This is a genomic window from Buttiauxella sp. JUb87, from assembly GCF_004361975.1.
GTDB classification, from domain to species: Bacteria; Pseudomonadota; Gammaproteobacteria; order Enterobacterales; family Enterobacteriaceae; genus Buttiauxella; species Buttiauxella ferragutiae.
Genome location: NZ_SNVY01000005.1, coordinates 191,944 through 212,782, shown reverse-complemented (window position 1 = coordinate 212,782; position 20,839 = coordinate 191,944). Strand labels below are relative to the sequence as shown.

The window sequence follows — 20,839 nt, the reverse complement described above, 5'->3', positions numbered from 1 at the left end:
AGAGGGTAATCGCGTTGTGTGCGTTTAACATATTGGTTCATCACATTTTCCTCTGCCTGCGAGTTAAATGTGTCAACGCTATTTAGGACGGGTCAAACCCAATAAAAAAGCGGCCAAGGCCGCTTTTTTATTACCATCAAGCGCTTACTTCTTTTTCTTCGCTTTCGGGTTTGGCAGGTCGGTAATGCTACCTTCGAAGATCTCGGCAGCCAGACCTACAGACTCGTGTAGAGTCGGGTGCGCGTGGATAGTGAGCGCGATGTCTTCTGCGTCACAACCCATTTCGATAGCCAAACCAATTTCGCCCAACAGCTCGCCGCCGTTAGTCCCGACAATCGCACCACCGATAACACGGTGAGTTTCTTTGTCGAAAATCAGTTTGGTCATACCGTCTGCGCAATCGGAAGCGATAGCACGGCCAGAAGCAGCCCACGGGAAGGTGGCGGTTTCGTAGCTGATGCCTTTTTCTTTCGCTTCTTTCTCGGTCAGACCAACCCATGCAACTTCTGGTTCGGTATAAGCGATTGAAGGAATCACTTTCGGGTCGAAGTAATGCTTCATACCGGCGATAACTTCAGCGGCAACGTGACCTTCGTGAACACCTTTGTGCGCAAGCATTGGCTGGCCGACGATGTCGCCGATAGCGTAGATGTGCGGCACGTTAGTGCGCATTTGCTTGTCAGTGCGGATGAAGCCACGCTCATCAACTTCAACGCCAGCAGCGCCTGCATCCAGCAGCTTACCGTTAGGTACGCGGCCGATTGCCACCAGAACCGCATCGTAACGCTGTGGTTCAGCTGGGGCTTTTTTGCCTTCCATGGTGACGTAGATGCCATCTTCTTTGGCTTCAACCGCAGTCACTTTGGTTTCCAGCATCAGGTTGAATTGCTTGCTGATACGCTTGGTGAAGACTTTAACCACGTCTTTGTCGGCAGCAGGGATAACCTGGTCGAACATTTCAACCACGTCAATCTCTGAGCCCAGCGCATGGTACACAGTACCCATTTCCAGACCGATGATACCGCCACCCATAACCAGCATGCGTTTTGGTACGGATTTCAGTTCCAGTGCGTCGGTAGAATCCCATACGCGTGGATCTTCATGCGGAATGAATGGCAATTGAATCGGACGAGAACCCGCCGCGATAATTGCGTTATCAAAAGTGATAGTTGTTGGACCATTCTCACCTTCAACAACCAGGGTGTTAGCGCCGGTAAATTTACCCAGGCCATTCACCACTTTAACTTTACGACCTTTTGCCATACCGGACAGGCCACCAGTCAACTGGTTGATAACCTTTTCTTTCCAGGTACGAATTTTGTCGATGTCAGTTTTCGGCTCACCGAAAACAATGCCGTGCTCAGCCAAAGCTTTTGCTTCTTCGATAACTTTAGCAACGTGCAGCAGGGCTTTAGAAGGGATACAGCCAACGTTCAGACAAACACCACCGAGGGTGCTGTAACGCTCTACAATGACGGTCTCCAGACCTAAATCAGCGCAACGGAATGCAGCAGAATAACCTGCCGGGCCTGCCCCAAGTACGACGACCTGAGTTTTGATTTCAGTACTCATCATGACCTCTTAATTTATTTCCGGCGGTCCCTGGTCTTTAACGCCCATCGCCACCGGGACGTTCTATCCGCACGCAGTTTACAAAATTGTTAACAATTTTGAAACAACAAACGGCAAACGAATTGTCCTTTGCATCAGATAATCTCGAACTGCATCACGAGATTACCAGAAAAAAGCCGACCGCAAGGCCGGCTTTTTGGCTTACATCACCAGACGGCGAATGTCGGCCAGCATATTGTTGATGATGGTGATAAAGCGCGCACCATCAGCACCGTCAATCACGCGGTGGTCGAAGGAAAGAGACATCGGCATCATCAGACGCGGCGTGAACTCTTTACCATTCCAGACCGGCTCGATAGCGGACTTGGAGACACCGAGGATTGCCACTTCTGGCGCATTAACGATTGGCGCGAAGTGAGTCGTCCCGATACCACCCAGGCTTGAGATAGTGAAGCAACCGCCCTGCATTTCGCCAGCAGTCAGCTTGCCATCGCGAGCTTTCTTAGAGATAGCCATCAGTTCGCGAGACAGCTCGCTGATGCTCTTCTTGTTCACGTCTTTGAAGACTGGAACAACCAGGCCGTTTGGCGTATCAACCGCAACACCGACGTTGATGTATTTTTTCAGCGTCAGCTTCTGACCGTCTTCGGACAGGGAGCTGTTGAAGCGAGGCATTTGCTCAAGAGCGGCAGCCACAGCTTTCATGATGAACACAACAGGTGTGAACTTCACGTCCAGTTTGCGCTTAGCCGCTTCATCGTTCTGCTGTTTGCGGAACGCTTCAAGGTCAGTGATGTCGGTTTTGTCGAAGTGCGTAACGTGCGGGATCATTACCCAGTTACGGCTCAGGTTCGCACCAGAGATTTTCTGGATACGGCCCAGTTCAACTTCTTCGATTTCGCCGAACTTGCTGAAATCAATTTTCGGCCATGGCAGCATGCCTGGCAGACCGCCGCCAGTTGCAGCTGCTGGTGCTGTTTCAGCACGCTTAACCGCGTCTTTCACGTAAGCCTGAACGTCTTCGCGCAGGATACGACCTTTACGGCCAGTCCCTTTCACTTTCGCCAGGTTCACACCAAACTCACGCGCCAGACGGCGAATCAGTGGGGTGGCGTGAATGTATGCGTCGTTTTCAGCGAATTCAGTTTTGCCGGAAGCCTGAGCTGGTGCAGCAGCCGGTTTCTGAGCCGCAGGAGCCGGAGCAGCTGCTTCTTGCTTAGCGGCAGGAGCTGGTGCAGCGCCTTCCACTTCAAAGACCATAATCAGAGAACCGGTAGACACTTTGTCGCCAGTTTTGATTTTGATTTCTTTGACAACGCCTGCGAACGGAGCCGGGACTTCCATAGAGGCTTTGTCGCCTTCTACGGTGATCAGTGATTGTTCAGCGGCAACTTTATCGCCCACTTTAACCATCACTTCAGTCACTTCAACTTCGTCACCGCCGATGTCTGGCACGTTAACTTCTTTCGAGCCAGATGCCGCTGGTGCTGCTGCCGGAGCCGCTTCAGCTTTGGTTTCTGTGGCAGCAGGTGCAGCACCCGCTACTTCGAAGACCATAATCAGAGAACCGGTAGACACTTTGTCGCCAGTGTTGATTTTGATTTCTTTGACAACGCCTGCGAACGGTGCCGGGACTTCCATAGAAGCTTTGTCACCTTCAACGGTGATAAGAGATTGCTCTGCTTCTACTTTGTCGCCAACTTTAACCATGATCTCGGTAACTTCTACTTCGTCACCGCCGATGTCTGGAACGTTCACTTCTTTAGCTGCAGCTGCTGCCGGAGCGGCTGCTGGCGCTGCTTCTTTCTTCTCTTCAGCCGGAGCTGGTGCAGCTGGCGCTGCACCTTCGGCGGATTCGAAAATCATAACCAGTTTGCCGGTTTCAACTTTGTCACCCACCGCAACTTTGATCTCTTTGACCACGCCTGCTTGCGGAGAAGGGACTTCCATTGAAGCCTTGTCACCTTCCACGGAGATGATGGACTGGTCAACTTCAACCTTGTCGCCCACTTTCACCATGATTTCGGTAACTTCAACTTCGTCTGCACCGATGTCCGGTACCTTGATTTCGATAGCCATTTTATTCTTTACCTCTTATGCCAGACGCGGGTTGACTTTATCTGCATCGATGTTGAATTTGGTGATAGCGTCAGCCACCACTTTCTTATCGATTTCGCCACGTTTAGCCAGTTCGCCAAGTGCTGCAACAACCACATAAGATGCGTCCACTTCGAAGTGGTGACGCAGGTTTTCGCGGCTGTCTGAGCGACCGAAGCCATCAGTACCCAGTACGCGGTAATCGCTTGCCGGGATGAAGTTACGGATCTGCTCAGCGAACAGTTTCATATAGTCAGTAGATGCCACTGCTGGTGCATCGCTCATTACCTGAGCAACGTACGGTACACGTGGTTCAGCAGTTGGGTGCAGCATGTTCCAGCGCTCACAATCCTGGCCATCACGAGCCAGTTCAGTGAAGGAAGTTACGCTGAATACATCAGAGCCAACGCCGTAATCTTTAGCCAGGATCTGTGCCGCTTCACGTACGTGACGCAGGATGGAACCCGAGCCCATCAGCTGAACTTTACCTTTGCTACCTTCAACTGTTTCCAGTTTGTAGATACCTTTACGGATGCCTTCTTCCGCGCCTTCTGGCATGGCTGGCATGTGGTAGTTTTCGTTCAGCGTAGTGATGTAGTAGTAAATGTTCTCTTGCGCTTCACCGTACATACGCACCAGGCCGTCATGCATGATGACTGCAACTTCGTATGCGTAAGATGGATCGTAAGAGATACAGTTAGGGATAGTCAGAGACTGAATATGGCTGTGGCCATCTTCGTGCTGCAGACCTTCACCGTTCAGCGTCGTACGACCAGAAGTACCACCGACCAGGAAGCCACGCGCCTGTTGGTCACCCGCTGCCCAGCACAGGTCGCCAATACGTTGGAAACCGAACATGGAGTAGTAGATGTAGAACGGGATCATTGGCAGATCGTTGGTGCTGTAAGAAGTCGCAGCAGCCAGCCAGGAAGAACCTGCGCCCAGCTCGTTGATACCTTCTTGCAGGATCTGGCCTTTCTCGTCTTCTTTGTAGTATGCAACCTGCTCACGGTCCTGCGGGGTGTACTGCTGGCCGTTCGGGCTGTAAATACCAATCTGACGGAACAGACCTTCCATACCGAAAGTACGCGCTTCATCGGCAATGATTGGAACCAGACGGTCTTTGATAGACGGGTTCTTCAGCATTACGTTCAGGGCACGAACGAAAGCGATAGTGGTGGAGATTTCTTTGTTCTGCTCTTCTAACAGAGAGCTGAAGTCAGCCAGGGTAGGCAGTTCCAGTTTCTCGGTGAATTTTGGCAGACGAGTCGGCAGGTAGCCGTTCAGTTTTTCACGCTGGCCATGCAGATATTTGTACTCTTCGCTGCCTTCTTCGAACTTGATGTATGGCAGTTTTTCAATTTCGGCATCGGTCACTGGCACATTGAAACGGTCGCGAACATAACGCACGCCGTCCATGTTCATTTTCTTAACCTGGTGAGCGATGTTTTTACCTTCGGCAGTTTCACCCATGCCATAACCTTTAACGGTATGAGCCAGGATGACAGTTGCTTTGCCTTTGGTTTCTTGTGCATTTTTCAGTGCAGCGTAGATTTTCTTAGGATCGTGGCCGCCACGGTTCAGTGCCCAAATCTCATCGTCGGACATATCTTTAACCAGTGCAGCAGTTTCAGGATAACGACCGAAGAAGTGCTCACGTACGTAAGCGCCGTTTTTGGATTTGAAGGTCTGGTAGTCACCGTCAACGGTCTCGCCCATCAGCTGCAGCAGTTTACCGCTGGTATCTTTACGCAGCAGCGCATCCCAACGAGAACCCCAAATCACTTTAATCACGTTCCAGCCAGCACCCGCGAAGATACCTTCCAGTTCGTTAATGATTTTGCCGTTACCGGTTACTGGGCCATCCAGACGCTGGAGGTTACAGTTGATAATGAAGCACAGGTTGTCCAGCTTCTCACGGGTTGCGATAGTGATCGCACCTTTGGATTCTGGCTCATCCATTTCACCATCGCCCAGGAACGCGTAAACGCGCTGTGCGGAAGTGTCTTTCAGACCACGGTGTTCCAGGTATTTCTGGAATTTAGCCTGATAGATAGCACCGATTGGACCCAGACCCATAGATACGGTCGGGAACTGCCAGAATTCAGGCATCAATTTCGGGTGCGGATAAGAGGACAGACCATTACCGTGAACTTCCTGACGGAAATTGTTCATCTGGTCTTCAGTCAGACGGCCTTCAAGGAAAGCACGTGCATAGACGCCTGGGGAGATGTGGCCCTGGAAGTACACCAGATCGCCGCCATCTTTCGCATTGCGTGCGCGGAAGAAGTGGTTGAAACACACGTCATACACGGTTGCAGAGGACTGGAAAGAAGACATATGGCCGCCCAGATCGAGGTCTTTTTTAGACGCACGCAGGACGGTCATGATGGCGTTCCAACGGATAGCAGAACGAATACGGCGTTCCAGCTCCAGATTCCCCGGGTATTCCGGTTCATCTTCAACGGCGATGGAGTTTACGTACTGACGGGCAGCAGAACCTTCTGCAACTTTTACTCCGCCTTTACGGGCTTCGCTCAGTAACTGATCGATCAGGTACTGTGCGCGCTCAACACCTTCTTCACGGATGACCGATTCGATCGCCTGTTGCCAGTCGCGAGTTTCGATCGGATCCACGTCATTTGGGAAACGTTCTGACATGGGTGGTATTCCTTATCTGTGTCTAATACGTTGATTATCTGGAACCTGTCCCATTGTGCTTTTTGCCCTTCATATTTCGGGTTGTCTCTTTGTTGGCAGCACTTCCTCACCCCAGTCACATAGTTAGGCTATGCTCCTGGGGATTCGCGCGCTTGCCGCCGCGATACACCCCGAACTATTTGGACAACACAAAGCACAATAAGACAGGTTCTGCGTTTAGTTGCCGCGCTCTAAAAATTGGCGCTTATATTTTACCCTTTAACATTCAGGTTGCTGGTAGGCGGCAAAGGAGTGAATCCCGATGAGCTTACTCAAGTAAGTGATTCGGGTGAACTCCTGTAGCCAACACCCCAGCAGCGTGAAGGATGAAGGGTAGAAGACTCTTATTCCTTACGTTGCTGCAAGCGCCGCAGAGAACGTTCTCGACGGCTCTGTTCGCGGTTGCGATCCAGCAATATTTCTTCGATAAATGCCAGGTGACGGTGCGACGCTTCACGCGCCTGCTCCGGCTGGCGAGCCATAATCGCCGCAAAAATACTGGCGCGATGGCTGCTCACTTGCGCCAGCATTTCACGGCGCGCATAGAGCAATTCAAAATTCTGACGAACGTTTTGTTCGAGCATCGGTGACATACAGCGCAACAAGTGTAGTAGCACCACATTGTGGGCGGCTTCGGTTACAGCGATTTGATACTGCATAACCGCATCGGATTCTGCATCCAGATCGCCGGACTCTTGCGCTTTTTGAATGGCTAAATGGCAATCGCCAATACGTTTGAGATCTTCGTCCGTACCACGTAAGGCAGCGTAATACGCAGCAATACCTTCAAGTGCGTGGCGGGTTTCGAGCAGATCAAACTGGGATTCGGGATGGTCAGACAGCAGTTCGACCAGTGGGTCGCTTAAACTTTGCCAAAGACTGTTTTGGACAAAAGTACCACCGCCCTGACGACGTAGCAGGAGCCCTTTCGCTTCAAGGCGTTGAATAGCCTCGCGCAGTGAAGGACGAGAAACGTCGAACTGTTTTGCCAATTCGCGCTCTGGTGGGAGTTTTTCGCCGGGACGCAAGGTTCCCTCGAGGATGAGAAACTCCAACTGCTGCTCAATCACATCGGATAATTTTGGTTGGCGGATTTTGCTGTAGGCCATGTATTCCCTGTCTCTGCCATTAGCGCTTATGCCCTTCAAACTTTAAATCATTCGGGGCAAAGTCAATTGGTATGACCAATTTCACATTCTTGACGCTAAAGTAACAAAGTATTCACCTTCTGTCCATATTGGTTTTGATTGAAATCATTAAACCCGGCACATTTTAACAACATTACAGAAATGACGTTTCATAACTGTAACTTTGCACAAATGTCACATTTACTCACACCCAGACGTATTTAACGTTTACGAAACAGTAAAAAGTGCTTTTTCTTGCAAATTGAAGCGATTCATCAGTTTAAAATATGAATATTAATTCACTGACATCGCTTAACCTGGATGAATAATTGACGAAGTGGAAAATGTGAGCGATATGACAACTGGTTTCTTTTTATTCAACTCGTCACGGCAATAATAGAAAGCAGGTGCAAATGCTGGCACTTACCACTATTCTTTGCGCTGCGGTAGTCTAATGCGCAAAATACTGGAATTAAAAACCGTAAAACAAACACTACACATTACGGAATTACAAACTTACATGTGCCGCTACGAGTACATATATAAGAAAAGACACGAGGGTTAACAATGGAACAAGGCGACACGCTTAAACGCGGCCTTAAAAACCGCCATATCCAGCTCATCGCGCTGGGCGGAGCTATTGGGACAGGCCTGTTTCTGGGCAGTGCATCCGTCATTCAATCCGCCGGACCGGGGATTATTCTTGGTTACGCGATCGCAGGCTTTATTGCCTTTCTGATCATGCGCCAGTTGGGTGAGATGGTGGTTGAAGAGCCTGTAGCAGGTTCATTTAGCCACTTTGCTTACAAATACTGGGGTGGTTTTGCCGGTTTTGCGTCTGGCTGGAACTACTGGGTGCTGTACGTGCTGGTCGCCATGGCAGAACTGACTGCCGTCGGTAAATACATTCAGTTCTGGTACCCGGAGATCCCAACCTGGGCATCTGCTGCGGTGTTCTTTGTGGTTATCAATGCCATTAACCTCACCAACGTGAAAGTGTTCGGTGAAATGGAATTTTGGTTCGCTATCATTAAAGTCATCGCTGTCGTCGCGATGATTCTGTTTGGTGGCTGGTTGCTGTTCAGCGACAATGCAGGCCCACAAGCAACAGTGCGCAACCTTTGGGAACAAGGCGGATTCTTGCCACACGGCTTCACTGGTCTGGTGATGATGATGGCAATTATCATGTTCTCCTTCGGTGGGCTCGAGCTGGTCGGTATTACGGCTGCAGAAGCGGATAACCCACACGTCAGTATTCCGAAAGCGACCAACCAGGTTATCTACCGTATTCTGATTTTCTATGTGGGCTCACTGGCAGTTTTGTTGTCTCTGATGCCGTGGACTCGCGTTACTGCTGATACCAGCCCGTTCGTGCTTATCTTCCACGAATTGGGTGACACCTTTGTTGCCAACGCGCTTAACATCGTGGTTCTGACCGCCGCACTGTCTGTTTATAACAGCTGTGTTTACTGCAACAGCCGTATGTTGTTCGGCCTGGCGCAGCAAGGCAACGCGCCAAAAGCATTCCAGAAAGTGGATAAGCGTGGCGTGCCGGTGAATACCATTCTGGTCTCCGCACTGTTCACCGCACTGTGTGTCCTGATTAACTATTTGGCTCCAGCAGAAGCATTCGGCCTGCTGATGGCTCTGGTGGTTTCTGCACTGGTAATCAACTGGGCGATGATCAGCCTTGCACACATCAAGTTCCGTCGTGCGAAGGATAAAGAAGGGATGAAAACCCGTTTCCCTGCCCTGTTCTATCCATTAGGTAACTACATCTGTCTGCTGTTTATGGCGGCGGTGCTGGTTATCATGGCGATGACGCCAGGCATGGCGATCTCCGTATGGTTGATTCCTGTGTGGGTGGTGATTCTTGGTATCGGTTACTTCATCAAACAGAAGAACCTGAAGAGCGTTAAAGCTTAAGACTTTCTTCTTTGAATAAAGCTCCCCGGTGAGCCAACGCTTGCCGGGGCGCTTTGTTATCTACTTCACACTTCCTTTACAATGACAGTATTGTCCATCACTGCGCTGAATTACTGACACGCAATTATTCACCAATAGTTCAATACTCTTGTCCATATACTGGTCAGGAGCATTTCCAATGGAAAGCAGCAAATTATCGATTAAAGAAAAGATTGGCTACGGAATGGGCGACGCCGGGTGCAACATTATCTTTGGCGCCATAATGTTGTTTGTTAACTATTTTTACACTGACATCTTTGGCCTTGCTCCGGCACTCGTCGGCGTGATGCTGCTTTCTATCCGCGTTATTGATGCCGTCACCGACCCCATTATGGGCGCAATTGCTGACAGAACGCAGAGCCGCTGGGGGCGTTTTCGTCCATGGATTTTATGGATGGCTGCGCCATTCGCCTTCTTCAGCTACCTGATGTTTACCACACCAGACTGGGCTTATAGCAGCAAAGTTATCTATGCCTTCGTCACTTACTTCCTGCTGTCTTTAACCTATACCGCCATCAACATTCCTTATTGCTCACTCGGAAGCGTTATCACCAACGACCCGAAAGAACGCGTGGCCTGCCAGGCATATCGCTTTGTGATGGTCGGGATTGCCACGCTTATCCTGTCACTTTCACTGCTACCGATGGTTGACTGGTTTGGTGGCGGCGACAAAGCCAAAGGTTACCAAATGGCGATGGGTGTGTTGGCGGTACTGGGAATGTGTATGTTCCTGTTCTGCTTCACCACCGTTAGAGAACGTGTGCGCCCGGCTGTACCAAGCAACGACGATCTGAAGGCTGACCTGAAAGATGTGTGGAAAAACGACCAGTGGGTGCGCATTCTTCTGCTGACCCTGTGCAACGTCTGTCCTGGATTTATCCGCATGGCAGCCACCATGTACTACGTCACCTGGGTAATGGGGCAAAGTACCAGCTTCGCAACGTTGTTCATCAGCCTGGGCGTGGTAGGCATGATGGGCGGCAGTATGCTGGCGAAAGTGCTGACCGACCGCATTTGCAAACTGAAAGTGTTCTTCTGGACCAACATCGTACTGGCGATTTTCTCCTGTGGTTTTTACTTCCTCGACCCGCACGCCACCACGCTTATTGTAGTGATGTACTTCCTGCTCAACATTCTGCACCAAATTCCGTCACCGCTGCACTGGTCATTAATGGCTGACGTTGATGACTACGGCGAGTGGAAAACCGGTAAACGCATCACCGGTATCAGCTTCTCTGGTAACTTATTCTTCCTGAAACTGGGGTTAGCAATTGCTGGTGCGATGGTTGGTTTCCTGCTTTCCTGGTACGGTTACGATGCGGGTGCAAAACAACAAAGCGCCGACTCAATTAACGGAATCGTGATGCTGTTTACCATTATCCCTGGCGTCGGCTACCTGATTACCGCAGGCGTAGTGCGTCTGCTGAAAGTTGACCGTGAACTGATGCAGCGCATTCAGGCTGACCTTGAAAAACGCCGTATCAACTACCGCGAACTGAATGAATATCACGACAGCAAACCTGTTGAAGCCAAACTTTAAGGAAGCGTTATGAACCAGGAGCAATGGCCAAATCCCTTTATAGAGCAACGCGCTGACCCGTTTATTTTGCAACATGGCGATGGCTACTATTTTATTGCGTCAGCGCCGGAGTACGACAGACTGGAGATCCGCCACGCAGCAACTTTAAGCGAGTTGCCTAATGCACAGCCTTCCGTTGTGTGGCGCAAACCGAACCACGGCCCGATGAGCGAGCTTATCTGGGCTCCAGAACTGCATCATATCGACGGCAAGTGGTATATCTACTTTGCCGCCACCCATACACAAGAGCTGGATCAGCTAAATATGTTCCAGCATCGGATGTTTGCGCTGGAATGCGCAGACGCCGATCCGTTAAGCGGAAAATGGAGTGAAAAAGGCCAGGTAAAAACCCAATTCGACAGCTTCTGTCTGGATGCCACAACCTTTAAACATCAGGGCAAGCAATGGTATTTATGGGCGCAAAAAGATCCGAATATTGCCGGTAACTCGAATATCTATCTTGCCGAACTGGAAACGCCGTGGGCCATCAAAGGCACGCCTGTGATGTTAAGCAAGCCTGAACTGGACTGGGAATGCAGAGGTTTTCTGGTTAACGAAGGCCCGGCGGTGGTGGTTCATGGCGACAAGCTGTTTGTCAGCTATTCAGCCAGCGCCACCGACGAAAATTACTGTATTGGGCTGTTGTGGATCGACCTGAAAGCGGACCCAACCAACGTGGCTAACTGGCACAAATCTCCGCAGCCGGTGTTTACCACCAGCTACGAGAACAAACAGTTTGGGCCAGGGCATAACAGCTTTACCAAAACCAAAGACGGTAAGGATGTGCTGGTGTACCACGCGCGAAATTATACGGAAATTGAAGGTGACCCGCTGTATGACCCGAACCGCCACACACGTCTGAAAACACTCGAATGGGATGAAAACGGTATGCCAGTGTTTGGCATACCGCCTGCGGATAACCGTTAACCTGAGCGGCGCTCTGGCCTAAACCAGAGTGCCGTAAATAGTCAGCAACGCCACTACCACCAAAATCACCAAAGATGTTTTCTTCGCCAGAGAAACGGCGGCTTTCGGCGTTTTGATTTTATCGAGATGCGGCTCTCGTGCCAGTGAAAACTGGGCGAGTTGAGTCAGCACCTGATACTGCGAAGTATGACGGTCGGCCAGGGATGCAAACCACGCCGGAAGTGCCCTTTCACCGTGCCCCAGTAGCGCGTAAGCCACGCCAACCAGACGCACCGGCACCCAATCCAGCACATGCAGAATGGCATCAATTCCTGAATGCAGACGCTGCTGCGGCGTGTGATGACGAGCAAGCCAGGTCTGCCAGGCGCGCAGAAAAGCATAGCCCGCAAGCGTAACCGGCCCCCAAACTCCACCGACGATAAACCAAAAAAGCGGTGCGATATAAAAACGAAAGTTAATCCACAACAGCGCGTTTTGTAGCTCTTTGAGGTACTCACGTTCATCGCAGTCTGGCGGGATGCCATGAATCAGCGTCAGTTCACTCGCCATCGCATCACGCGCGTGGCTGTCGTCGTGGCTCGCTGCCTGCAAATAAGCGTGATAATGCAATCGAACCTGGCCTGCGCCAATACACAGCACGCCGAGCGCAATCCAGAAAACCAGCAACGGGACATTGAAGAACAAACCATGCAACGCACGAATACAGAGGAAAACCACCAGCATGCACAGGGCGGTCATCAGGATAGTGCGCATCAGCGAGAAGCTTTTTACTCGCCGAAAAAGCACTTCAAGGCGGTGATCTAACTGCCAGTGCTCACCCAGCTTAAACAGCCGCTCTGAAATCATCACCAGCAGCAATGTAAATAGCGTCATTTGTTCTCCTTGTTTGACGTGACCTCAACCGCCTGACGAAAACGCGACCAATCAAACGCGGGGCCTGGGTCTGTCTTACGATCCGGTGCAATATCGCAATGCCCCGTCATATTGTCAGCAATTGACGGATACGCCTGAATCAATGTTTCAGTGATAGCCGTAAGCTGTTGATATTGCGCATCAGTATAAGGCAGCGTATCGGTACCCTCCAGCTCTATACCAATGGAAAAATCGTTACAGCGCTCACGCCCCTGATACAAAGAAATACCCGCATGCCAGGCACGTTTATCAAAAGGAACATACTGAACGATTTTGCCATCACGGCGAATCAAACAATGCGCCGAAACGCGCAAATGGGCGATTCCGGCAAAATATGGGTGAGCCGTGGCGTCAAGCGTGCCACTAAACAAAGCATCAATCCATGGACCACCAAATTCTCCTGGTGGCAAACTGATGTTATGCACCACCAGCAGCGAAGGGGTTTCATCCTCCGGTCGGCAATCGAAATGTGGGGAAGGAACCTGCGTTACGCCCACTAGCCAGCCGTCTTTTAGCTGCATCCATAGTCTCCTCAGTAGTGGTACTTGACGTCGCATCAATGTAGCATGTTTCGACATTAACTAAGCCATTTCGGAGTTTTATCATGCCGCCTCGCCGTTATAACCCAGACCGCCGACGTGACGAGCTTCTCGAACGTATTAACCTTGATATTCCCCAGGCTGTTTCCCAGGCTTTACGTGAAGATCTGGGTGGTGACGTCAACCCTCAAAATGATATTACCGCGCAATTACTACCTGAAGAACATTGTTCCCATGCGGTGGTCATCACCCGTGAAAACGGCGTATTTTGCGGTAAACGCTGGGTTGAAGAAGTGTTCATCCAACTTGGCGGAGATGTCAAAGTCACATGGCATGTCGAAGATGGCGATCTTGTTGTGGCGGACCAGCCGTTGTTCGAACTGGCCGGCCTTTCGCGCGTATTGTTAACCGGCGAACGGACTGCGCTTAACTTTGTGCAAACGCTGTCTGGCGTCGCCAGTGAAGTTCGCACTTACGTCGACCTGCTGGCAGGGACCAATACGCAACTACTTGATACGCGTAAAACACTGCCAGGCCTGCGCACCGCGCTGAAATACGCAGTATTGTGCGGTGGCGGCAGCAACCACCGCTTAGGCTTGTCTGACGCTTTCCTGATTAAAGAAAACCACATCATCTCCTCGGGTTCGATTCGCCAGGCGATAGAAAAAGCCTTCTGGTACCATCCGGATGTGCCGGTAGAAGTTGAAGTTGAGTCGCTTGAAGAACTGGAACAGGCGCTGCATGCTGGGGCTGATATCGTCATGCTTGATAATTTCAACGTTGAAGATATGCGCCAGGCTGTCGCTATCACCGATGGCAAAGCCCGCCTGGAAGTTTCCGGCAACGTGACGAAAGAAACCATCCGTGAATTTGCCGAAACAGGTGTCGACTTTATCTCTGTGGGTGCGCTAACTAAACATATTCGCGCACTCGATCTCTCTATGCGCTTCCGCTAATGCCTGCCAGGCAGATGAGGTAATATTCATCTGCCTTTTTCTTCTCGTTTCGTCACCGCTCGCATTTTCAATGCTTCCCTATGCAAACCATAAATAAATCCTGGAAGACGCCTTCCTGATACTTCGACTCGCCCTCGTCTGAGCCATTTTTACGGCGCAAAGTGCCCGCAATCATATTCAGGAGCGGCACATGAACAAACAACATGGATTCACACTCATTGAGCTAATGGTGGTCATTGGCATCATTGCGATTCTTAGCGCCATCGGCATACCGGCTTACCAAAACTACCTGCGAAAAGCGGCACTGACAGACATGCTACAAACCTTCATCCCCTACCGTACCGCTATAGAGCTTTGCGCGCTTGAACGAGGTGGAATTAGCGAGTGTGATGCCGGAACTAACGGTATTCCGCCCCCTAAAACGACCCGTTATGTCAGTGGCATGAGCGTTGAAAATGGCACGGTTACTCTGACAGGACAAGAAAGCCTGAATGGGCTTTCCGTTTCGTTAACCCCAAGCTGGAGTGACTCTGAGGGTGTGGAAGGTTGGACACGAACCTGCGCCACGACCGATGGCGGTTCGCTTAAACAGACTTGTGAAGAGGTTTTCCGTTTTGATAATAACCAGGCGGGAAACTAAGCCATGGAAAATCGGCAGATCCTCGCCCTGTGCAACCAATATCAAGCAGTATTACTTTCTGAAACTCCAACACTGCATATCGCCATTGCACCGAATCCGCCCGCGCAGTTTTTTGAAGCATTGCGTTTTATCTGTGATAAACCAGCAAACATTGAATACTGGCCAGTCGAGCAGTTGGAGAAAGCACGCCATTCAGGTGTTTCTGCCAACACAGCTGAAACAGCTGAAAATTTCGCGCCAGTGGTTAAGTTGCTACAAGAAACACTTCATAAAGCAATACAACTACGTGCTTCAGACATTCACTTTGAGCCGATAGAGCAAGGCTACCAGATTCGTTTTCGCGTCGACGGTGTACTACAACTGCAACCCCTTCTACCCGCTCATCTGGCTGCACCATTAACGGCAAGGTTAAAAGTACTGGGAAGTCTGGATATCGCAGAGCGTCGCTTACCCCAGGATGGGCAAATGGAGATTGAAGTCGAACAGCACAAATGTTCATTTCGCATTGCTACGCTACCGGTGTATCACGGTGAAAAGGTCGTTCTACGTTTAATGACCCAAACCAAACAAACTTTTGAGCTTTCAGATTTGGGAATGTCACCGGATGACTGCACCCGTTTTCAGAGTTGTTTAGCCAACCCACAAGGCATGATTCTGGTCACCGGCCCCACCGGCAGCGGTAAAACCATCACACTTTACAGCGCACTAAAGATACTCAACCAGATTTCCAGCAACCTCTGTAGCGTAGAAGACCCGATAGAAATTCCGATGCGGGGGCTCAATCAAACGCAGGTAAACAGTAAAGCAGGGTTGAGTTTCCAGAGTGTATTACGCGCCTTACTGCGCCAGGATCCCGACATCATCATGGTGGGTGAGATTCGGGACGGTGATACCGCTGATATTGCCATTAAAGCAGCGCAAACTGGGCATCTTGTACTTTCAACACTCCATACCAACTCAACGGCTGAAACTGTGGTTCGCCTGCAACAAATGGGGGTGGAACGCTGGATGTTAGCCTCGGCGTTGAACATGGTGGTCGCACAGCGACTGGTTCGCAAACTCTGCCCTCACTGCAAGCAACAGCTTGCGGAAGACATAACGCTTCCGGCAACACTCTGGAATCGAGCTTTACCCTACTGGCAGGCAGTCGGTTGTGAACGCTGCTACGGCGGCTTTTATGGGCGAAGCGCCTTGTTTGAAATTTTGCTTATCGACCCGCACCTACAAGCTGCGATTATCAAAGGCATGCCCGCTAATGAAATCGAAGCTCTGGCTCGTCAACAAGGTATGGAGACGCTATTCGAAAATGGCTGTCGAGCAGTGGAACAAGGGCTAACCACTCTCGAAGAGTGTTATCGGGTACTGGGTATACCTCATGGCTAAGTTTTTGCTTTGGCGCTGGAAAGCGATCGATCAATTCGGACAAGTACAGAAAGGAGCGGTATTGGCGGAGGATGCCACATCCGTTACCGATCAATTGTTCAATGCCGATCTTCAGCTGTTGCATCTACGTAAAACCTCACACACCCGTCGTGGCTGCTGGAATATTCAGCAAAAAATTCAAGTATTCCGCCAGCTTGCTACGCTACTTCAGGCAGGAATTTCCTTATCTGATGGATTAGTGCTTATTGCTCAGCAACATCCCTTTGAGGAATGGCGGGCTTTGCTAAAGGACATTGAGCAACGTGTTTCAAACGGTACACCATTTTCTGCCGCATTAAGGCAATGGCCGAAGATTTTCCCTGCGCTATTCATTGCCCTTATTCACATTGGGGAGTTAACGGGAAAGCTGGACGAGTGCTGTAAAAGATTAGCTGACCAACAAGAAAAACTGTATCAGCTGCGTAAAAAGGTCATGAAAGCCTTGCGCTACCCACTGTTTATTATAGTTGTCGCCTTACTTGTCACTATCGGAATGATGAGTTTTGTGCTGCCGGAGTTTGCCAATATCTATCGATCTTTTAACGCTCCACTGCCTGCCATTACGGCGATGGTAATGGCAGTGTCAAATTGGGTCACGACGCAAGGTTTGGGATGGTTATTGGCGTTTGTCATTCTGTTTGCCTGTGGATATTTTCTTCGGCGACGAAAACCTCACTGGCAAGAGTATGAGCAAAATCTTTTGCTGCACATTCCGCTGATTGCCCCACTTTGGCGAGGGCAAATTCTCAGCCAAATCTATACCACACTGTCACTCTCCCAGCAGGCAGGCATTCCTTTATTACAAGGACTTGAGGCGGTGGAAACGACACTCACTCCACTGCTGTGGAAAAAAGTGATCTCGCAAATTAGCGCCAAAGTGATCCAGGGTGTTCCGTTTTGGCATGCGCTCAATGAGAGTGAGCGATTCACAGCGTTGTGTTGTCAGCTGGTACGGGTTGGTGAAGAGTCAGGCTCTTTGGATTTGATGCTGGAGAAACTGGCGAGTTGGCATCACAACAATACTGAGGAACTGGCGGATAACCTGGCCGCAGCGCTGGAGCCAATCATGATGATCGTCGTGGGTATTATAATTGGGACACTAGTGATTGCGATGTATCTACCTATTTTCCAGCTAGGAGATGCGATGAGTGCGGGATGACGGCGCGGCCAAAGCCACGCCGTTTATATCGCTTAGAGGCTATTGAAAACGCGGTTTTCCTGCTCATTCACACGAATGAACGTAGTACGTTTGGTCAACTCTTTCAGGCGAGAAGCACCAACGTAAGTACAGGCAGAACGCAGGCCGCCCATAATGTCACGAGCAGTGTTTTCAACCGGGCCACGCAATGGCAGCTTAACGGTTTTGCCTTCTGCTGCGCGGTATTGCGCAACACCACCAACGTGGCGAGTCATTGCAGACTCGGAGCTCATACCGTAGAACAGCATGAATTTCTCACCGTTTTCTTCAACGATTGTGCCACCGCTTTCGTCATGACCAGCCAGCATACCGCCCAGCATCACGAAATCTGCGCCGCCGCCGAATGCTTTAGCAACATCGCCCGGCATAGTACAACCACCGTCGCTAACAATCTGGCCGCCAAGGCCATGAGCCGCGTCGGCACATTCGATAACAGCTGAAAGCTGTGGGTAACCCACGCCGGTTTTCACACGGGTAGTACAAACTGAACCAGGACCGATACCGACTTTAACGATATCCGCACCCGAGAGAATCAGCTCTTCGCACATTTCGCCAGTCACAACGTTACCCGCACAGATCACTTTATCCGGCCATGCTTCACGCGCTTTAGACACGAACTGAGTGAAGTGTTCAGAGTAACCATTCGCCACATCGATGCAGATAAATTGCAGCGCAGGGTTCAGGTTGAGAATTTGTTTGGTTTTCTGGAAGTCAGCATCAGATGTGCCGGTGGAAACCATCACGAACTTCAGGATGTTTTCTGGAACAGATTTAACGAAGTTGCTCCACTCTTCAACAGAGTAGTGCTTATGGACAGCAGTAAGGATATCAAACGAAGCCAACGCCTCGGCCATACCGAATGTACCCACGGTGTCCATGTTAGCAGCAATGATCGGCACACCTGACCATGCAATACCGGAGTGTTTGAAAGTGAATTGGCGCTCAAGCTCAACATCAGAGCGGCTTTTAAGAGTGGAACGTTTTGGGCGAATAAGAACGTCTTTAAAACCTAACTTCAAATCTTCTTCAATACGCATGTTGCAGATTCCTGGGTCGAATGGCGAAGGACGCGTGAACGCAATTGGCGATTTAGGCACCAATTCCAGTGACGCTATCATACGCACTATTAATGCCGCCGCAAGACTGCGAAAACAGTCTTTTTTGCGCTACAATCGTTAAAATTTACCTTAGAAATATGAAATCGCTTTAGGGTCTGGGTCTTATGGTTTATACGGTGGCATTAACGGGTGGGATTGGCAGTGGTAAAAGTACTGTCGCCGATAACTTTTCCCAATTAGGTATTACCGTAGTAGACGCAGATGTAATTGCTCGTCGGGTGGTTGAGCCAGGGCAACCTGCTCTTAGCATTATTTCTGACCATTTTGGCAAAGAGATTCTTCTTCAGGATGGCACTCTTAACCGCCGGGTTCTTCGCGAAAAGATCTTCTCTTCACCTGAAGAAAAACAATGGCTCAATGCGCTGCTACATCCACTGATCCATCAACGAACCCGAACTGAAATCAATGAGGCTCTTTCCCCCTACGTTTTGTGGGTTGTTCCGTTGTTAGTTGAGAATAATCTACAGCAAATGGCCGATCGCGTGCTGGTTGTTGATGTCTCGCCAGAGGTGCAAATCGCACGTACTATTGCGCGCGATAAAGTCAGTCGTGAACATGTGCAACAAATCCTTACTGCACAGGCGACACGCGAGGCGCGCTTGAGCGCTGCCGATGATGTAATTAATAATGATGGTGCCGCCGAACAGGTGGCCGCACATGTTGACCGTCTGCACCGCCAGTATCTGGAACTGGCGTCCCAGGCCGCACAGCAGGAAAATGAATAATGAGCACCCAGATTCTTTTTGAGCACCCACTGAATGAAAAAATGCGTACCTGGTTGCGTATCGAGTTCTTAATCCAACAACTCGACAGTTCATTACCGGTAGATGGGACTTCCAAAGCCCTTCATTTTTTCCGTAATGTCGGTGACCTGCTAGACGTCTTTGAACGAGGTGAAATTCGCACAGATATCCTCAAAGAGCTTGAGCGCCAGCAGCGTAAATTATTGAACTGGGCTGAGGTTCCTGGTGTAGATATGCAGCTTATCGATTCGCTGCGTAGCCAGCTCAAAGAACGCGGTAGTGTTTTAATGGCAGCGCCACGCCTTGGGCAGTCTTTACGAGAAGACCGTCTGATTGCCCTTGTTCGTCAGCGTCTAAGTATTCCTGGCGGATGCTGCAGTTTCGATTTGCCAACGTTACACATCTGGTTGTATTCGCCACAAGAGCAGCGCAATGCCCAAATTAATACCTGGCTTACGAGTTTGCAGCCGTTGAAGCAGGCATTGGATTTGTTGCTGGATATTATTCGTAATTCGGCTCCATTCCGTAAACAAACCAGCCTGAATGGTTTTTATCAGGATAACGGTGATGATGCTGATTTGCTGCGTTTACAGCTGGATCTCTCGTCCCAGCTCTACCCCCAGGTTTCTGGTCATAAAAGCCGTTTTGCAATCCGTTTCTTACCGCTAGATAGCGAAAATGGAATTATCCCTGAGCGTCTCGATTTTGAGCTGGCATGCTGTTAAGGAGCGAATATGTCTGAACTTACTAAAGTAAACTGCCCTGGTTGTGGCAAAGTCGTTGTCTGGAATGAAGCCAGCCCGTATCGCCCATTTTGCAGTAAACGTTGCCAGCTGATTGACTTAGGTGAATGGGCCGCTGAGGAAAAACGTATTCCAAGCAGCGGCGATTTGTCAGAGAGTGATGACTGGAGTGAAGAAGATTTACGTTAGCTCTGCTGTAATTTTCTGATAATCGGTTCATTTGCTGGTGGGAAATCTGCTGCCACCAGCGCATTCTGTGTAACCCACTGCCCCGGTTGCCCTTCTTTGCCCCACGGCTCGCCTTCCCAGCTCTCCACCATGAAAAACCACAGCGTGATATGTCGGTCCGGGAAATGGTAAGCCAGTTTATCAAACAGCGTAAACCCAGTGACCGTGATGCCTGTTTCTTCATGTAGCTCGCGAACTAATGCTTGCTCTGGCGTTTCATCAACTTCGATTTTCCCACCGGGAAACTCCAGCTTATTTGCCATATGAGCGTCAGCAGCTCGCTGAGTGATAAAAATCTGCCCTTGGGAATTGCGAATGATCCCGACGGCTATTTCTAGTTGTTTCATTTTTGTGCAGGTGCTCCATAGAAAAA

At 50.1% G+C, this 20,839-nt stretch carries 18 protein-coding genes; 10 read left to right on the top strand and 8 right to left on the bottom strand.

Annotation, left to right across the window (positions count from 1 at the left end; all coding sequences use genetic code 11):
* Positions 1-144 precede the first annotated feature (144 nt).
* The 4 genes from lpdA to pdhR all read right to left on the bottom strand — a co-directional run bounded on the left by lpdA (position 145) and on the right by pdhR (position 7,478).
* A complete protein-coding gene (gene lpdA / locus EC843_RS18105; protein ID WP_064540238.1) occupies positions 145-1,572 on the bottom strand; it encodes a dihydrolipoyl dehydrogenase in 1,428 nt (475 codons plus the stop codon).
* Positions 1,573-1,773: 201 nt separating this feature from the next.
* Complete coding sequence (aceF, locus tag EC843_RS18100; RefSeq protein WP_064539880.1) at positions 1,774-3,651, bottom strand: pyruvate dehydrogenase complex dihydrolipoyllysine-residue acetyltransferase; 1,878 nt, start codon at positions 3,649-3,651, stop codon at positions 1,774-1,776.
* A 15-nt stretch (positions 3,652-3,666) separates the two neighbouring features.
* Positions 3,667-6,330 (bottom strand): pyruvate dehydrogenase (acetyl-transferring), homodimeric type, encoded by a 2,664-nt coding sequence (gene aceE, locus EC843_RS18095; RefSeq protein ID WP_064539882.1) that lies wholly within the window; start codon positions 6,328-6,330, stop codon positions 3,667-3,669.
* Positions 6,331-6,713: 383 nt separating this feature from the next.
* Entirely contained in the window at positions 6,714-7,478 is a 765-nt protein-coding gene (gene pdhR, locus EC843_RS18090) for a pyruvate dehydrogenase complex transcriptional repressor PdhR (RefSeq protein WP_064539884.1), read from the bottom strand.
* A 585-nt stretch (positions 7,479-8,063) separates the two neighbouring features.
* On the opposite strand from pdhR, the gene aroP reads away from it, so the two are divergent.
* From aroP to EC843_RS18075, 3 genes are all read left to right on the top strand, one after another.
* A complete protein-coding gene (gene aroP / locus EC843_RS18085; protein ID WP_064539886.1) occupies positions 8,064-9,422 on the top strand; it encodes an aromatic amino acid transporter AroP in 1,359 nt (452 codons plus the stop codon).
* 178 nt (positions 9,423-9,600) lie between these two features.
* Positions 9,601-11,001 (top strand): MFS transporter, encoded by a 1,401-nt coding sequence (locus tag EC843_RS18080; protein WP_064539888.1) that lies wholly within the window; start codon positions 9,601-9,603, stop codon positions 10,999-11,001.
* A 9-nt stretch (positions 11,002-11,010) separates the two neighbouring features.
* Positions 11,011-11,967, top strand: coding sequence for a family 43 glycosylhydrolase (locus EC843_RS18075; protein ID WP_064539890.1), 957 nt, complete (start codon positions 11,011-11,013; stop codon positions 11,965-11,967).
* An 18-nt stretch (positions 11,968-11,985) separates the two neighbouring features.
* Here the strand turns inward: EC843_RS18075 and ampE are convergent, their stop codons facing one another.
* Together ampE and ampD are read right to left on the bottom strand one after the other, a co-directional pair.
* Complete coding sequence (ampE, locus tag EC843_RS18070; RefSeq protein ID WP_064539892.1) at positions 11,986-12,840, bottom strand: beta-lactamase regulator AmpE; 855 nt, start codon at positions 12,838-12,840, stop codon at positions 11,986-11,988.
* Positions 12,837-13,400, bottom strand: coding sequence for a 1,6-anhydro-N-acetylmuramyl-L-alanine amidase AmpD (gene ampD, locus EC843_RS18065; RefSeq protein WP_133522761.1), 564 nt, complete (start codon positions 13,398-13,400; stop codon positions 12,837-12,839). Before ampD ends, ampE begins: the two co-directional genes overlap by 4 nt.
* 83 nt (positions 13,401-13,483) lie before the next feature.
* Between ampD and nadC the strand changes: the two genes are divergently transcribed.
* The 4 genes from nadC to hofC all read left to right on the top strand — a co-directional run bounded on the left by nadC (position 13,484) and on the right by hofC (position 17,595).
* Positions 13,484-14,374 (top strand): carboxylating nicotinate-nucleotide diphosphorylase, encoded by an 891-nt coding sequence (nadC, locus tag EC843_RS18060; RefSeq protein WP_064539896.1) that lies wholly within the window; start codon positions 13,484-13,486, stop codon positions 14,372-14,374.
* Positions 14,375-14,564: 190 nt separating this feature from the next.
* Positions 14,565-15,014 carry a prepilin peptidase-dependent pilin gene (gene ppdD, locus EC843_RS18055; protein ID WP_133522760.1) on the top strand — a complete coding sequence of 150 codons (450 nt, stop codon included), beginning with the start codon at positions 14,565-14,567 and terminating at the stop codon, positions 15,012-15,014.
* 3 nt (positions 15,015-15,017) lie between these two features.
* On the top strand, positions 15,018-16,397 hold the full coding sequence (gene gspE / locus EC843_RS18050; RefSeq protein WP_133522759.1) for a type II secretion system protein GspE: 1,380 nt from the start codon (positions 15,018-15,020) through the stop codon (positions 16,395-16,397).
* Positions 16,390-17,595, top strand: a complete 1,206-nt coding sequence (gene hofC / locus EC843_RS18045; RefSeq protein WP_121814297.1) for a protein transport protein HofC — start codon at positions 16,390-16,392, stop codon at positions 17,593-17,595. Before gspE ends, hofC begins: the two co-directional genes overlap by 8 nt.
* A 32-nt stretch (positions 17,596-17,627) precedes the next feature.
* Here hofC and EC843_RS18040 read toward each other — a convergent pair whose 3' ends face one another.
* Positions 17,628-18,671, bottom strand: coding sequence for a GMP reductase (locus EC843_RS18040; RefSeq protein ID WP_064539904.1), 1,044 nt, complete (start codon positions 18,669-18,671; stop codon positions 17,628-17,630).
* 185 nt (positions 18,672-18,856) lie between these two features.
* Between EC843_RS18040 and coaE the strand changes: the two genes are divergently transcribed.
* The 3 genes from coaE to yacG are packed head-to-tail and all read left to right on the top strand — an operon-like array spanning position 18,857 to position 20,427.
* The gene (coaE, locus tag EC843_RS18035; RefSeq protein ID WP_064539906.1) at positions 18,857-19,477 is read left to right on the top strand and encodes a dephospho-CoA kinase; all 621 of its coding nucleotides are present in this window, start codon (positions 18,857-18,859) and stop codon (positions 19,475-19,477) included.
* Positions 19,477-20,220, top strand: coding sequence for a cell division protein ZapD (gene zapD / locus EC843_RS18030; RefSeq protein WP_064539908.1), 744 nt, complete (start codon positions 19,477-19,479; stop codon positions 20,218-20,220). The genes coaE and zapD overlap by 1 nt, the downstream gene beginning before the upstream one ends.
* A 9-nt stretch (positions 20,221-20,229) precedes the next feature.
* The gene (gene yacG, locus EC843_RS18025; RefSeq protein ID WP_064539910.1) at positions 20,230-20,427 is read left to right on the top strand and encodes a DNA gyrase inhibitor YacG; all 198 of its coding nucleotides are present in this window, start codon (positions 20,230-20,232) and stop codon (positions 20,425-20,427) included.
* On the opposite strand, the gene mutT is transcribed toward yacG, so the two are convergent.
* Complete coding sequence (gene mutT / locus EC843_RS18020; RefSeq protein WP_133522758.1) at positions 20,424-20,813, bottom strand: 8-oxo-dGTP diphosphatase MutT; 390 nt, start codon at positions 20,811-20,813, stop codon at positions 20,424-20,426. The genes yacG and mutT overlap by 4 nt on opposite strands.
* Positions 20,814-20,839: the final 26 nt, after the last annotated feature.